At 39.5% G+C, this 16,913-nt stretch carries 12 protein-coding genes; all 12 read left to right on the top strand.

What is annotated here, in order from left to right; all coding sequences use genetic code 11:
• Positions 1-277: 277 nt before the first annotated feature.
• The 12 genes from ACYQ3L_RS13655 (at position 278) to ACYQ3L_RS13600 (ending at position 16,898) form a co-directional block, all read left to right on the top strand.
• Positions 278-1,579, top strand: coding sequence for a mechanosensitive ion channel family protein (locus tag ACYQ3L_RS13655; RefSeq protein ID WP_379999452.1), 1,302 nt, complete (start codon positions 278-280; stop codon positions 1,577-1,579).
• 119 nt (positions 1,580-1,698) lie between these two features.
• A complete protein-coding gene (locus ACYQ3L_RS13650; protein WP_379999450.1) occupies positions 1,699-2,046 on the top strand; it encodes a hypothetical protein in 348 nt (115 codons plus the stop codon).
• A gap of 260 nt (positions 2,047-2,306) precedes the next feature.
• Complete coding sequence (locus tag ACYQ3L_RS13645; RefSeq protein WP_379999447.1) at positions 2,307-3,338, top strand: hypothetical protein; 1,032 nt, start codon at positions 2,307-2,309, stop codon at positions 3,336-3,338.
• Between the two features lie 226 nt (positions 3,339-3,564).
• The gene (gene pstS / locus ACYQ3L_RS13640) at positions 3,565-4,635 is read left to right on the top strand and encodes a phosphate ABC transporter substrate-binding protein PstS (protein WP_379999444.1); all 1,071 of its coding nucleotides are present in this window, start codon (positions 3,565-3,567) and stop codon (positions 4,633-4,635) included.
• A gap of 48 nt (positions 4,636-4,683) precedes the next feature.
• Entirely contained in the window at positions 4,684-5,598 is a 915-nt protein-coding gene (gene pstC / locus ACYQ3L_RS13635; RefSeq protein WP_379999442.1) for a phosphate ABC transporter permease subunit PstC, read from the top strand.
• Entirely contained in the window at positions 5,595-6,479 is an 885-nt protein-coding gene (pstA, locus tag ACYQ3L_RS13630) for a phosphate ABC transporter permease PstA (protein WP_379999440.1), read from the top strand. The genes pstC and pstA overlap by 4 nt, the downstream gene beginning before the upstream one ends.
• A complete protein-coding gene (gene pstB, locus ACYQ3L_RS13625; RefSeq protein ID WP_379999438.1) occupies positions 6,464-7,246 on the top strand; it encodes a phosphate ABC transporter ATP-binding protein PstB in 783 nt (260 codons plus the stop codon). Before pstA ends, pstB begins: the two co-directional genes overlap by 16 nt.
• A 99-nt stretch (positions 7,247-7,345) precedes the next feature.
• Complete coding sequence (locus ACYQ3L_RS13620) at positions 7,346-8,026, top strand: phosphate signaling complex PhoU family protein (protein ID WP_379999436.1); 681 nt, start codon at positions 7,346-7,348, stop codon at positions 8,024-8,026.
• A complete protein-coding gene (phoB, locus tag ACYQ3L_RS13615) occupies positions 8,010-8,711 on the top strand; it encodes a two-component system response regulator PhoB (protein WP_379999434.1) in 702 nt (233 codons plus the stop codon). Before ACYQ3L_RS13620 ends, phoB begins: the two co-directional genes overlap by 17 nt.
• Positions 8,712-8,772: 61 nt before the next feature.
• The gene (gene phoR / locus ACYQ3L_RS13610; protein WP_379999432.1) at positions 8,773-10,500 is read left to right on the top strand and encodes a sensor histidine kinase; all 1,728 of its coding nucleotides are present in this window, start codon (positions 8,773-8,775) and stop codon (positions 10,498-10,500) included.
• 517 nt (positions 10,501-11,017) lie between these two features.
• Positions 11,018-12,718 (top strand): hypothetical protein, encoded by a 1,701-nt coding sequence (locus ACYQ3L_RS13605; protein WP_379999430.1) that lies wholly within the window; start codon positions 11,018-11,020, stop codon positions 12,716-12,718.
• A 232-nt stretch (positions 12,719-12,950) separates the two neighbouring features.
• Complete coding sequence (locus ACYQ3L_RS13600) at positions 12,951-16,898, top strand: hybrid sensor histidine kinase/response regulator transcription factor (protein ID WP_379999428.1); 3,948 nt, start codon at positions 12,951-12,953, stop codon at positions 16,896-16,898.
• Positions 16,899-16,913 lie beyond the last annotated feature (15 nt).

The raw sequence follows: 16,913 nt of genomic DNA, 5'->3' as shown, positions 1-16,913 counted from the left end.
GCATCCATTACTTTTGCCCCGCCTGTGCGATTCAAAACATTCAGTTTTTTATACATAATTACGATCCTCCCTTGTATCGGCAATTTTTAATTCTTAAATTTGGGAGGCTTGGGGGAATCAAGGCCGCAGGCATTATATTTATTGGCTTATTGAGATAAGAATTACAGGCAGCTATCCCTTTCATTAAATACTTCCTGTTACTCATTTTAGAAAATAAAAACTAAGGCCTGACAAAATCTGTTTACACAAAGAGTATATTAAAAAAAGTATAAATAATATGGATATAAAAGATTTACAATCCGATTACGAGTCCATGACTGTCTCGATAGCCCGGTGGATGCAAAAAATATTGTCTGATCTGGGAGTTCCCGAACAATGGATTGAATATGTCAAACTGATAGTATTGCTGGTTATAGTTGCTGTCACAGTGTATGTGTTACAGCTCGTAGTAAGGAAAATACTTACATTTGTTTTCCACCGTATCGAAAAAATAACCACATTATCATTTTTCGGGTACACTATAAGCAATAAGCTCCCTCACTATCTGGCTCTGGTCGTGCCATACTCGTTCGTCAGAGGGGCAATACCGATTGTATTCTATGACTTTAAAGGTTTGATTACCCCATTGATAAAATTGACGGATATTTACCTGGTCTTTATGGTTATATGGACTGTGATGGCACTGGTGAGATCGTTCGGGGATGTTTTACAGGAGAAACCTGCATTTAAGAACAAGCCGATGAAAAGCTATTTCCAGGTAATACAAATCATTCTTTTCATATTCGGAGCGGTAGTTGTATACGCTATTCTTACAGGACGGTCCGCCACGGCTTTTTTTGCAGCTATGGGAGCCGCTTCGGCCGTATTACTACTGATGTTTAAAGACTCTATCATGGGCTTTGTCGGCAGTATACAGATTACAACCAACGACATGGTTCAGATAGGCGACTGGATAACAATGAACAAATACGGGGCGGATGGAAATGTGGAAGAAATAACATTGACCACTGTTAAAGTCCGCAACTTTGACAAAACAATTACTACGATCCCGACTTACGCCCTGATCTCCGATTCATTCCAAAACTGGCGCGGTATGCAGGAATCCGGTGGACGGCGATTCAGGCGGGCATTAAATATCAAATATGACAGTATCCGTTTTTTGACAGAAGACGAAATTGAAAAATTTAAAAAAGTAGACGGGCTTTCCGATTATATTAAGGAGAAGCAAGGTGTGTATGCAAAGTTGAATAAACAGAGCAATAGCGATTTACCATTGAATAAACATGCCATTACCAATTGCGACCTGTTTATGCAATACGGCATATATTATCTGCGCAACCATCCGGATATAAATAAGGATATGACACTTTTGGTAAGGCAGCTGGCATCAACGACACAAGGCCTACCTATAGAATTATATACATTTACCAGCACAACCATATGGGCAGAGTACGAGACTATATTAGCCGAAATTATGAATCATCTGATAAGCGTGGTACAGTATTTCGGACTCACAATATACGAAGAGTCGTCGGGAAGTGATGATTACAATGTATATATGAAGCGGATGGAACAATAAGATTTGGTACAGATAATTGGAAAATTAGCAGATTCGAAAATCGGTAAATAATGCAAAGCGACAACCTTATTTGCTAATCTGCTAATATCCGGATTTGCTAATTTAAAAATAAAACCAATATGAAAAAGTGTATATTTTCAATAATCATTCTCTTTGGCATGCTTTCATCAACTTCTTGCCAAAGCGATCTGGATAAAATGGGCGAAGCTGTAAAAAGCCATTTCAAATACAGGGATGCCGACAATGGTACTATTACAAAAATAGAAGAGGTGAACGCATTGTCATACAAAGAAATACCCGAAGATAAGCGCGAAAACCCCGGTGAAGTCTATCTCTGCAAAGTATATGTAAGAGGCACCTGGAGTTATGCAAACAGTTTCCGTATATATAATATTAATGATACGCTCGATTGCTTTTTCAGTAAAAACAAAACGTTTTTGAGGATAGGCCAAAATAAAGCCGATTAGGTTACAGAGAGGGGTCGTTATTAAAAGGGATCAAGGACAACCTTATCAGATCAGCGTAATTTCGACTATCCGGGGAAGGTATAAAAAATCCGGAAGGTAGGTTCCCCATGCTGGTCAGGTAACTGTTTTAGATATGGCAATCATTGTATAGCGAAGGATGTAGATAATCGTAACCTTATCTTAACCAAACCTTAATGATAATACAAAGCTGTTTTCAAATCTTTAAGCTTTACTTTGCAAAAAAAAATCAGGAAATAGACATGAAACAACTTTATTTTATTTTCAGCCTCATAATTTTACAGGCCATTAGCCCTTGTTTTGCTCAGGAAAAAGACTCCGTTTCGTTTAAACCGTCAGGTAATGTTATTGCACGGGGATTTTTAGATTACAGTACAGGTTTTGGACACGTGAACAAAGAAAAAGGATTTGATATTACACGGGCATTCCTCGGATATAACTATAAATTTACCCGTACAATACAGGCACAGGTCATAATTGACGGAGCGGCAGGAAAAACATCATCCGACGGACTGGAAGTATATCTACGCAATGCTTTTGTAAACTGGAACGACAAAGGCTTCAATGTAAATCTCGGACAAACCAACCTGATGCAATTCAGCATTCAGGAAAAATACTGGATGCACCGCTATGTGATGAAATCTTTTCAGGATTTGAATAAAATGGCACCTAGCGTAGATTTAGGTTTTACAGCAGAATATACTTTCAATAATTACATTTCGGCCGACTTCAGCCTTACCAACGGAGAAGGATACAAAAAAGTAAAAAAGGACAATAGCATGCGTTATGCTGCCGGACTAAGCCTGCACCCGATAAAAAATACAATATTGAGAGTTTATGCAGACGTATATAATGATGATGAGACACAGCGAGACGCCCTGCCTACGGGTATAACAGACGCTAAATACAAAGACCAATACTCATTATCTCTCTTTGCGGGCTACCAGGATAAGAAAATATCGGGAGGTGTGGAGTATAACAGAGTTTATAACAAAGGCTTTATAGACAAAAAAGATTATTATGGATATTCCGTTTATGCATCGGCCAAAGTAGCCCCGAAATGGAGAACATTCGCCCGGTACGACCTGATGGATTCGTCCAATCCCGATAATTTTACATCGCCATGGAACAGCCTCGATGGCCAGCTTATGATGATAGGTGCGGAATTCCAGCCATTGAAGCAATTGAAAATCGCTCCAAACTTTCGCAACATAAATGCAGACAGAGGCAAAGCTGAACAGTATTTCTTTATAAACCTGGAGATTAATTTGTAAATTTTCTGATGCACAAAATAATCTTGAGCGCTCATTTTTTAATGGGCGTTTTTTATCATTGTATGCCAATCAGTAGTTGAAATAAAATCCGCAGGAACAAAGTATTTGTAATTTTAATGTTCAATTACATTCATCATTTTCAATCTTAACTGTTTCGTAACAAATCCTTAGTCCATTTGTTATAATAACATAATAATATTGCATCAGAATTTAAAAATAAAAGGAAATGAAAAAAGTTTTATTATTCACAGCAGCAACATTAATTATCGCACTAAGCTCGTGCGGAAAGAAAGAATCGGCATTATCCGGAGCCGGAGCGACATTCCCTGCACCATTCTACAACATAGTATTTAAAGAGTACGCAAAAATCGGCAGCCCCGTTACCTACGGAGCTATCGGTAGCGGCGGCGGTATCCGCAGCCTCAAAGACCAGACGGTGGACTTCGGCGCAACCGATGTATTCTTATCGGATACAGAATTGAAAGATATGGGTGCGGACATAGTACATATTCCAACCTGTCTGGGAGCTGTGGTTTTATCTTATAACCTGAAAGATGTAAAAGACCTGAAACTGACAGCAGATCTCATTTCAGATATTTACAGAGGTAAAATAACCAACTGGAATGATGCCAGGATCAAGGAAATAAATCCTGATTTAAACTTACCGGATAAAGGCATTACAGCTGTTTACCGTTCAGATGGCAGTGGAACCACATCTGTATTCTCCGAATATATGTCGAAAGTAAATGAAACATGGAAAACAGAGATAGGCGAAGGCAAATCATTGAAATTCCCGGTAGGTATCGCAGCTAAAGGAAATCCGGGCGTAGCAGGAATTATCGCCGAAACAGAAGGCGCGATAGGATATATCGGCTCTGAATACGCGTTGGCATTAAATATGTCCGCAGCATTATTGCAAAACAGCGCCGGCAACTTTATAGCGGCCGACAGCAAAAGTATCTCGGCTTCTGCCAATGTAGATATCCCGAACGACACACGTGTAGTTATCACAAACTCTCCGAATCCGGAAGCTTATCCAATCAGCACATTTACATGGATCATCGCTTACAAAGAGCAGAATTACAATGTAAGATCTGAGGTTCAGGCCAAAGCACTTGCCGGATTACTCAACTATATCATCAGTGAAGAAGGACAGACCATAGCCACTAAGACGCACTATGCACCGCTTCCTCCGGTAGCTGTAGAAAAAACAAAAGCTATTATAGAGTCGATGACTTATGATGGAAAGAAAATAGAAACATATCAATTATCAGTAGCAAAAGGAGCTGCCCACTAAGCTCCCTTCATACCTCCCCTGAGTGGAAGGTCAATAAAATGATACAACATGTTTTATTTGAAGACTAAAAATTCATCAGAGTCCACCAAAGCCTCCCGCCGGGGAGGTTCGGACGGGCTCAAAGATAAAATATTTAAAGCCACATTATTTATTGCAGCCTGCCTGATAATATTACTCACAGCAGGAGTCATATACGGGCTGGTAAGCAAGAGCATCGGAGCATTCTCCGAATTTGGGTTAGGCTTTATCACCTCTACCGAATGGGATTCACGGAATAATGTATACGGCGCACTGCCATTCATTGCGGGCACAATGATGACATCTATCCTGGCCCTGCTGTTCTGTATCCCGTTCTCTCTCTCTGTTGCATTGTTTAACGGGGAGTATTTCAGAAATAAAAAGGTATCGACAATAGTAAGTTCTGTTGTAGACCTGCTGGCGGGAATACCGTCGATAGTATATGGGTTGTGGGGTTTTTATACCTTGCGCCCTATATTGATTGATATGGGTGTGAGCGATCAGGGATTCGGCATATTGCTATCATCTATCGTTCTGGCAATTATGATTATCCCTTATGCATCATCGCTCAGTGCCGAGTTCATCGCTATGGTACCTAACGATCTTAAAGAAGGAGCATACAGCCTCGGAGCCACCAATCTGGAAGTAATAACCTCTATAAACCTGCCTGTTGCAGGTTCGGGTATATTCGCATCCTATGTATTGGCATTCGGTCGCGCCCTGGGAGAGACAATGGCCGTGACCATGCTGATAGGAAATACCAATAACATACCTGTCAGTATATCAGATACAGGAAATTCAATGGCAAGTATCATTGCCAATCAGTTTGGAGAATCCAGCGGACTGAAATTAAGCTCGCTGATGGCTATCGGATTATTACTGTTCCTGATAACGGCATGTATCAACTTTGTAGCCAAATACATCATGAAAATGGTAAATAAATGAAAAAGAAAAAGAGACTGACATCCACAGCCAAATACAGGCTGACGAAGAGTAAAATATTCTTCTTCGCTGTTTGCACCTTGTCGGCTATCACTATGATTCCTCTTTTTCTTATCCTTTGGGAACTAGTAAAAAAAGGATACAAACAATTCAATCTAAACTTGTTTACGGAAGTAGCGCCTACCTCTATGGAAGCCATGCTCGCCCGTATCAGCGACAGCCCTATACCGGGGGGGATACTGAATGGTATCACCGGTACATTGCTTATCCTCGCCATTGCTATAGTAATAGCTATCCCTGTCGGGATAATGGTGGGCGTTTACCTTGCCGAAAACCCAAAAAAACGTATGGCGGGTTTTGTACGCAGCCTTAGTGACCTCTTACAGGGAATACCGTCGATAGTCATCGGGGTTGTGGTTTACATCTGGATAGTTATCCCTATGTCGGGCTATTCAGCTCTGGCAGGTAGTATTGCTCTTGCCATAATGATGTTGCCGATGATAATACGTTCTACCGAAGAAAGTTTAAAAATGCTGCCGGTATCCCTTAAGGAAGCCGGACTGGCATTGGGCGGTTCATACACAACCGTTGTGTTGCGGGTATTATTACCTTCGGCATTCAGCGGATTGTTTACCGGCTCGCTACTGGCCATATCGCGTGTGATGGGCGAAACTGCTCCTCTGCTGGTTACGGCACTCGGAGCATCTACTGTAAACTGGGATGCAACCAACCCCACAAGTGCCATATCCTTACTGATATGGGAATTTTATAACGATCCCAATCTGGCGAATCTGGTATGGTCTTCTTCCCTGCTGCTTCTCTTATTTGTATTGGGTATAAATCTTTTTGCAAAAAGTATAGCTAAAAAATGGAAAATACAGTAAATTTGAACGAACAATATATACTGGAACTCAAAGATGTATCCGTATCTTATACTCCCGGCAAGAATGCAGTGAATATGGTGAATGCCAATATCAGGGAGAATACGGTTACGGCCATCATGGGACCATCGGGCTGTGGAAAAAGTACACTTCTGCGTGCTATAAACCGCATGCATGAATTGTATCCCGATATTGAAACAACCGGGGAAATCCTGCTGAAAGGGAAAAATATCTTTGATATGAACCCTATGAAAGTACGCAGGCTTGCAGGCATGGTATTTCAGCGGCCTAACCCCTTTCCGACAATGAGTATCTACGACAATGTCATTGCTGGATATAAACTGAATAATATTAAGCTGAGTAAAACGGAACGGGACGAAGTTGTGGAAAGCAGTTTACGCAGTGTCGCCCTCTGGGACGAAGTGAAGGACTCTATGAATAAAAAAGGAACATTCCTTTCGGGAGGACAGCAGCAACGCTTGTGCATTGCACGCGCACTGGCACTGAAACCCGAATTGTTGCTGATGGATGAGCCGACTTCGGCCCTCGACCCTATATCGACGAACAGGGTAGAAGAGTTGATATTTGAACTAAAGAAAGAATATACTATAGTAATTGTTACGCACAATATGTCTCAGGCAGCCCGTTTATCGGACAACTCGATGTTTATGTATCTGGGGGAACTGGTAGAATATGGTACCACCAAACAGATGTTTACCAAACCGAAAGATAAGCGTACGGAGGATTACCTGACAGGAGTATTTAGTTAATATAGCCTTTAGCTGATAGCTGTTAGCTATTAGCCTAAAATATTATAATGTAAAACAAAAAGCTATTGGCTAAAAGCTAATGGCTAAAAGCTAAAAGACATGACAACAAATATAAAAGCCAAGCAACTCGAACTTCTTCTCCACGATTTCGAACTATTGTCAAAAACGGCCATGATACAGATGCAGATAACCACCAAATTGCTTAACGACAATACAATCGAATCCCTTTATGAAGAAGCCGAATCGAACGAAATAATCATGGACAGGCTGGAAATAAAAGTACGTGAAGAGGTGGTATTTACCATTTTCCAGTTCAACCCTATTGCCGCCGACCTGCGTAAGATAATAACTTATCAGGATCTGACCACAAACCTGGAACGTATTGGCGATATGCTGCTGAATATCATCCATTTCCTTAAAAAAGTGGATTTATCCACTCCGTATTTTGAGGATATAAAAAAGATTATCAGCAAGATGGTACAATATACCAGCGAAATGCTCCGGAACGCAATATTCTCTTTCTCCAACGAAGATAGCTATATAGCTTATCAGGTGATAGAAGATGATGATAAAGTTGATGAATTATATCATCAAATAGGCTTATCTTTACAAGAGACTTTTGCTGACAAGAAGCTGAGCAAAAAAGAAATACAGAATATGATAAATGTAAACTCCATATCTCACAATCTGGAACGCATCGGTGACAGCGCCACTAATATCGCTGAAGCCACTATTTATTTAACAGAAGGAAAAGACATCAGACATGGAAACAAACAATAAGAATATATCCATTTTGATAGTGGACGATGAGCCGGATATCCGCGAAATCCTCCAGTTTAATCTTCAAAACGAAGGGTACAACATAGATCTCGCCGAATCGTCCGAACAGGCCGTGAAAATGCTGACACCTAAACACCGGTTGATATTACTGGATGTCATGATGGGGGGTATTTCAGGGTTTAAATTTGCCGACCAGTTAAGAAAAGACGGCAATAGTATCCCTATCATTTTCCTGACTGCAAAAGATACCGAGAATGATATGCTGACAGGCTTCTCTATCGGAGGGGACGACTATATTTCCAAACCTTTCTCAATAAAGGAAGTGGTGGCCCGTGTAAGAAGCGTGTTGAAAAGAACAGAGAACCAAAGTAACGCGGCTCAGAAAAATCTGCTGACAGTGAACAATCTGGAAATAGATTTCGATACCAAAACCGTTACCGTGGATAAGGAAGTTGTAGAGCTTACCAAAACCGAATTCAATATATTGGTATTGCTTGTACAGAACACAGGCCGCATATTTTCACGCACCGACATACTGGACAAGGCATGGAAAGATGATGGCATTGTATTGGAAAGAACTGTAGATGTACACATCGCGCGTCTCAGGAAAAAGATCGGTGCTTATGGCGATTATATCGTAAACCGTACCGGATATGGATATACATTCAATTTACAAAATAAATAATTACAAGTTACAAGTTCCTATTCTTGTAACCCGTAACTCGTAACTCGTAACCGAAAAGATTATGAAACTGACTTACAAGCAACGGATATTCTCCTATTTCTTCATCATATTCGCACTTTTCACGGTGTCTATTATAGTATTCGAACAGAAAGAGGAAAAGGCGCAACGTACAAAAGCCATGGAAAACAGGCTCGACAGCTATGCCGAGATGATACATACATATATAGAAATGCGCCAACTGACCGACAGCGACATGACACACATAGATACCCTGGCCTATATATTACCCAAAGATATCCGTATCAGCATTATAAATACGGATGGTAAGGTTACTTTCGACAAGGATGTTAAGGATATCAGCACACTGGAAAATCACCTCAACCGTCCGGAGATACGCAATGCCCTGTATCAGAATACTGGTTCCAATATCCGGATGTCTGTATCTACCAGGCACGAATATCTGTATTATGCCAAACATTACAAAAAGTACTATGTACGTGTAGCCCTGCCATATACGGTAGAGACAAAAAGCATGCTTAAAGCCGACAGCTTCTTTATATATATTGTCATCGGCATGTTTATTATAGTACTGGTTCTACTGAATTATGCGGCGGGACGATTCGGAAAGTCTATCTCGCAGCTAAAAACATTGACCACTAAAATTAAAGATGACAAGCCGTTGACCGAGAAGATAGAATTCCCTGACGATGAATTGGGTGAAATCGGCAGGCAACTGGTAACCATACTCAAACAGAAAGAAAACAGCAAACGGGAGATAGAAGTTGAGCGGGAAAAACTGATACAACACTTCCAGTTTTCACATGAAGGTATTTGCATCTTCGATAAAGATTTCAAGAAGATCTATGCCAATACACATTTCTTCCAGTATTTCAACTTTATTGTAGACCAGCCTGTTTTCAACCTGGAAGCCATTATCAAGGAAGAAATATTCGATCCTGCGATAGAGTTTATCAGCAAACGGACAAAGGATGAGAACTTCCATACTTTCCAACTGAAAAAGAATGGAAAGACCTTCTCAATTCAGACAATTGTTTTCGAAGACGACAGCTTCGAGATTACAATAAAAGACATTACCCGCACCGAAAAAACCCGCCTGCTGAAACAGGAAATGACAAATAATATCGCCCATGAACTGAGAACTCCTGTTACAAGCCTGCGTGGCTATCTCGAGACGTTGGATTCCCAAAAACTGGAAGCATACAAGCAGGCGCAATTTATCCACCGGGCCCATCAGCAGACCATCCGCCTGTCGAACCTGATAGACGATGTAAGCCTTATCAGTAAAATAGAAGAAGCTCCTGCACAGTTTAAACTGGAGAAAGTGAATCTGGCACAGCTCGTAGACGAAGTAAGGATAGATTTAGCTGACGGATTGGCGGCAAACGACATAAAGTTAAACGTGTCTATCAAAGACGACCTGACTATAGACGGGAATTATACACTGCTCTATTCTATTTTCCGCAATCTGGTAGATAATTCGATCAGCTATGCCGGACAACATATAGAGATCAACATCAAAAACTATATGGAGGATAATGAATATCTGTATTTTAGTTTCTGCGACACTGGCCGGGGCGTTGACGAACAATATCTGGCAAGGCTTTTCGAACGTTTCTATCGCGTTAACGAAGGGCGCACACGCGATACGGGCGGTTCTGGCTTAGGCTTATCCATTGTAAAGAATGCCGTCCTGTTCCACAAAGGAGAGATACAGGTTAAAAACCGTGCCGGCGGGGGATTGGAATTCTTCTTTACACTGAAGAAATAGAAGACAGTATTATTATATTATAGTAAAGATAAAAGCATGGGATATTTTCCATGCTTTTATTTTTATACAAACTTAATATTGATATTTAAAATGTGCATGATTTTTTTAAGATTTTATCAATATCGTAGTCATCAGTATGTTGTTCTTTGAAAAGCTGAATATATTAGAAAATATAACAAGATAAGAAAGCTAAAAAACTGTTACCTTTGTTACTTAAGTATGCAGAACATTACACAATTATCAAGAAACCTGACAAATATTGTTACATAACTATTACGTAAAATTATATCGCAATATGTATATCAGCATATCCATTTGACTGAACACTGATTGAGTACAAGGCAGTCTACAAAAAGGTTTAGGATAGAATCTGAATCTGGAAATTTAATTTCCTCAAACGGGTTAAAAAGTAAAATACAAACCTAATCAGGCAAAAAACAAACCTGCTTTATGTTAATGCCAAAGTATATTTGCATCATGAAAACTAACTTGATTAAAAACCAAAACCTGAATCTTTATGAAAAATTTGTTTTGTCTCTTGTATATTGTTCTTTTATCATTTTTATTTGGGGGGTGTAAAGATTTCGAAGAACCTATTGACGAGCCGCTGATAAATAATAATGAAAATAATAACGAAGAGGAGGAACTTGACACACTGCCGTCAACTACCAAAATTCTTTGGGGAATCGGAGATAATTTTACAGGCGCAAAAAGCAGCGCTCTTCTCAATGAAACATCTATAAAGTTAGTATCCCATTGGTATAATGGGCCTCAGGATATGAGCTGGATACGAGGATATAAAAATCAAACGACAGTTTCCGATATTTACGCGCAAGGATATGGAATACAACTTATCGTATGGTTGGCCCAAAACAGGGAGACTGCCGATTATGCCATTGGAGACCAGTTTCAAGATGATATAAAAGAACTGACGGAAATATTTAAGGGTAACGGTCCTAATTATGGTCCTTTGTATATAGTCCTTTTTACCGAGTTGGAGACCTATCCCCCTTCAGGAGAAGCAGCGGCGGAAAATTACAAAAAGCAGCTTTCCGCCGCTTATATAAAAGCAGCAGGCACGATTCACGACACATATGATAAAGCGTGGGTCGGACTTGGACTGGGAGGTTATCACTGGCCGCAGGCAATACCGGGGACACGCGATATAACTCGTTGGGACGAAGCTATAGAAGCAAGTGATTTCACATGCGTACAGCAAATGCAAAGTTATAAGAATTGGCAACAGATACCGGGGAAAACACGTAATGCGGTAAGCCAGCTCGGAACCTATAACAAGCCTGTAATGGTTTCTCATTTCAAGATATGGAGTGGAGGCCCCGATGATAATCCAGACCCGATAGACAAAAAAATAGCTGATGCCCAGGGAGCGTTCGATTTATTTATGGACGATATGTTTACAAATGCATCCTTAGACGCTTTATATGCAGATGGCCTAAGGGCATGGGTTTTCATGAATGACGAATACATCCGTAAACATGGCGATGAAGATAAGGTATATTTGCGTGCGAAAAACTTCGTTTCTTTACATAATGAAGAAAATCCGGTGATGAAAAGGGAATATACTCCAACTCTTCCTCCTGGGCAAGTAGATGTGCTGTTAAGCTATGATTTCAACGGAAGCTCTTTAGAACCTGTTATCAATAATGCCGGTACTATTACGGCGAGTGGGCTAAATAATCACAATTTAAGTTTTGAGTTGTTTTCGACGCAGGGTGATCCGCATACTTCGGACGGAGGAAAATGGATACGGGATCATGGACAAGGAGCGGATCATATAAACGCTCTTACAGAGAACGAGGCTGTAAATATAAACAGCGGTAACCAAAAAAACAACTATCTGTCTTTCACCATAAGCCCTTCGGATAACAAGAAGCTGGATTTGTATTGGTTTACCTTTGATATACAGGCGCGGACAGGTGCACCGGATACTCCTCCCGAACTTACCTATTTTGCAGCACTCTATACCTGTAAAGATGGAATAATTAACCATACAGGAAAGACTGTTTCCGTATCATCGAATACAGAAAACAGTGTGAGCGGCTGGGTTACAGCGCAATTTGATATAAGTAAGATGAAATTTGCAGGAGGAGAGGTCGCCGAATTCCGTATTTATGTTTGGCGTGTCGGAAGCACAAATCAACGAAGCGAAAGATGGCTCGAATTCGATAATATAAAAGTACACGGTTATTCCAGATAGTATTATATCGAAAGACAACCCTGATAAAATGTAAAATAAGGCATTAACAGACGTCCCGGAACTGATAGCAGACATTGTTAATGTCTTATCTTAAATATTTTAATACCATGAAATTGACGTTTAAAATAAAAAATCTCCGTTAATTTGCAACATATAAATCCAACACAGACTTGAATTTGGAACCTTGAGTAATATATTGTAATTTTTGATAGGAGTTGAAAAACTTTCATATATGAGAATTCTGTTTTTATTTTCTTTCTTAATATGTATTATTCCTGATATTTATTCACAGGGTTTCAGATATCTTGATATGGACGACGGATTAAGCAGTAATCAGGTATTTCAGGTTGAAAAAGATTCAACCGGATTCATGTGGTTTATTACCTATATGGGCATCGACAGGTTTGACGGATATCAGGTAAAGCATTACAAATTGAAAGATGACAGCTTGGTATATGAAAACTATCCTTCCTATACCCGGGCATTACTTAACAATAAGGGTGAGTTTATGGTCGCTTTACAGGGAGGAAAAATATTCCGTTATAATAAATTTACGGATGATTTCGAATTATACTTCGATATCAGGCAGAGAATTAATTACAAGGATTTAATGCTGTTGTCTGTGTACCTTGATTCTAACGATCAGCTGTGGATTGTCTCGAATTTCGGATTATATGTTTTCAATCCGCAAAGTGAAGATTTCCAGTCCCTTTTCATTTTTGATAATGAGCTTCCGTCCTGCGTACAGGAAGATGGCAAAGGGTCTTTTTATGTAGGGACAGATAAGCACCTGTATAAACTGGCTAAGGAAATCACCGGAGGTTATGTCATAGTACAACAAGTCGATATTGGATCGCAATACGGAAAGGTAAGCCGTTTGCTCTGTAAAGGACAGAAAATATATATAGGAACCGAATTGAAAGGAGTATCTGTATTCGATATGTCCACTAATCTGGTAAAATCATTATTTCCTGTAATACCTCATGCTGCAATCCGCTCATTGAATTATGCCGGTTACAATAAAATTGTAATCGGGACAGACGGCTCGGGGGTCTATATAATAGATTGTGATTCGGACTCACTGGTATCTTATTTTGATTCCGATCATAATTCGGGGAATGAATTGACCAGTAACTCTGTATATGACATCGCTGTAGATGAAAATAATTATATCTGGATCACAACTTATGCCAATGGAGTCAATATTATTGTTCCCGTACTTTCAGGTATTTCTTATTATAAGCATATATATAATGAGCCGAATTCGTTAGCCAATAACCAAGTAAATGCCCTTCTCGAAGATTCTGACGGGAACTTATGGGTCGGTACGAATAACGGCATAAGCTGCTATCATTCGGAAACAAAAAAATGGAAACATTATTTGATGAATAATGAAACAAGAAAAGCTGTTGTTATATCCCTTGATGAAGACGGTTATAAAAATATTTGGGCAGGAACTTACGGAATGGGAGTTTTTCGGATAAACAGGCAGAGCGGAGAAGTAGTCAATTATAAGAAAGAAGACCAAAAACTTCAGGCTTCGATCAATACAAATTATATATATTCGATCTATACGGATAAAAAGGACAATGTCTGGTTCGGCGGATTATGGGGGAAGCTTACACGATATAATATCAGGGAAAATACGTTCCAGTATTATAGCATAGAGACCCTGGGGGAAATAAGGCCTTTAAGCGAAAAATACCTGCTGATAGGAACAACTGCCGGTTTTTGTCTGTTAGATACCGGAACTTCGTATTTTAAGGAATATTCCGGATTTGAAGGAAAAAATAAGAAAAGTGCAGTTCGTGATTTTTATGTTGCCGGGGAAAACGAAGTGTGGCTGGGTACAGAGGGTAGCGGACTAGTCTTGTTTAATCCGCGTACCGAATCGTTTCAGGCATATACCACTGATCAGGGCCTTACATCAAACTACATCTACAGTATCGAAGATGACAAGAACGGGAATATCTGGATAACTACCGAACGGGATATTTTTAAGTTTAATCCGCAAACCGGACAATTTTATGGTATTAGTAGTTATCTGGGGCTTAAAAATTTTAGTTTTACACCTTGTACGTCTATCCGGAGGCAGAGCGGTAATTTAGTATTCGGTACTATCAACGGTGTACTGGAACTTCCCATTGATGGAATCACGAATACGGATATAAGAGCAAAACTTATCTTCACGGATTTCAAGCTGTTTTATAATTCTGTAAAAATAGGAGAGGATAACGGTATACTTAAAAATGCTATTAACGAAACAAATTCTTTATCGCTGACGTATAAACAAAATTCTTTTTCTTTTGCCTTCTCATCAATTAATTACAGTTCCCCCAAGCAGATAATTTACTCCTATATGTTTGAGAATTTCGATGATAAATGGTACACAGCTACAGAGAACAATACAGTTAGTTATACAAATATCAGTCCCGGCAACTATCAGTTCAGGCTAAAGATCTTAAATAAAGATAGCAGGGCACTTATCGATGAAAGAACCATAGCTGTACACATCAGTCCCCCTTTCTGGAAATCAACTTATGCATATATTTTATATATTGTTCTATTCGCGTTTATAATAAAACTAGCTACCCAGTATATGAAGGGTTCCATAGAAAAGCGCTATACAAAAGAAAAGAATCAATTCTTTATCGATATGGCACATGATATCAGAACGCCTGTCTCTTTAATTAAGGCTCCTTTAAATGATCTGTCGGAAAATGAGAATCTAACGGAAAAAGGACAGATTGCATTGGATATCGCTACCCGCAATACAGAAAAACTGGCACTGATGATAACCCGGTTACTGGACTTTCAGAAGGCAGATCTATCGCTGCTACGGCTGGTAGTCTCGAAACACGAATTGAAAGAATATATTCAGGAAAGGATATTACTTTATAAAGTAGAAGCCGAACATAAAAATATTACCCTTATACTGGAAATGGGATTCGAGCAGCTACACGTTTGGTTTGATCGTGAGAAAATGGATAAAATAATCAACAACCTGTTATCAAATGCAGTCAAATACTCCAGAAACGACGGTCAGATCATAGTCAATGTATCGCATGACCAGAAATATTGGTATCTATCAGTTGCAGATAATGGTATCGGTATTCCGCAACAGGAACAAAAGTACCTCTTTAAACAGTTTTTCAGAGCCAGGAATGCGATAAACTCAAGAGAAACGGGAAGCGGGATCGGACTAATGCTTACAAAGAAGCTTGTTAAGCTGCATGAAGGATCAATTAACTTCACAAGTAAAGAAAATACCGGAACGGAATTTAAATTATCCTTCCAGAAAGGTGAAGAATTTTTCCGTAAGAAAGAAATGTTAAAGGTATCTGTAATAGAAGAGGAAAGCCTTCATAGTGACAGGGATACTGAAATATCCGGGACAAATACCGGTATAGAAGAATATGAAAAAGAAAAAAAGAAAATCAGGCTGCTTATTGTAGAAGATAACGATGATATGCGCCTGTATTTGAAAAATAATCTGTCTGCACATTACGATATTATAGAAGCCCTGGGCGGACAGGAAGCGCTTTCAATCATAACCGAAACGCATCCCGACTTCATTATTTCAGACAACCTTATGCCGAATATGAATGGGGATGAAATGTGCGCCCGGTTAAAAAACTCGATGGAGACGAGCCATATTCCGGTTATTCTGTTAACGGCATTGGCAGAAAAAGAAAATATATTGAAAGGATTGAGTTGCGGAGCTGACGATTATATTACCAAGCCTTTCGACATATCCATTCTGAAAGCTAAAATCAGGAATATATTACAGTTCCGGGAAAATCTGAAAAAGACATTGAGCTCATCCGGTAACCCGGATCAAAATCCGGAATATACCAATCCCCTCGATAAGGAGTTCCTGGAAAAAACCATCCGTATCGTAGAGGAACACCTGGACGATCCTTCCTTTTCGATGAATAACCTTTACTTAACAATGGGGATGAGCCGTTCTACTTATTATAATAAACTTAAAGCCCTAACGGGGGAAGGACCAAATACATTTACCAGAAATATCAGGTTGAGTAAAGCAAGAGAATTATTGCAGATAGGACAATATAATGTATTCGAAGTATCCATCATGACCGGTTTTACCGACCCCAAATATTTTAGTACCGTATTTAAAGAACGATTTGGCATAAGTCCGAGTAAAATAATTAAATAAACTATAATTATCGAT

It is taken from the genome of Dysgonomonas termitidis, assembly GCF_054657735.1.
Note: the sequence above shows the minus strand (reverse complement) of the source record. Positions and strands in the feature narration are given on the sequence as shown.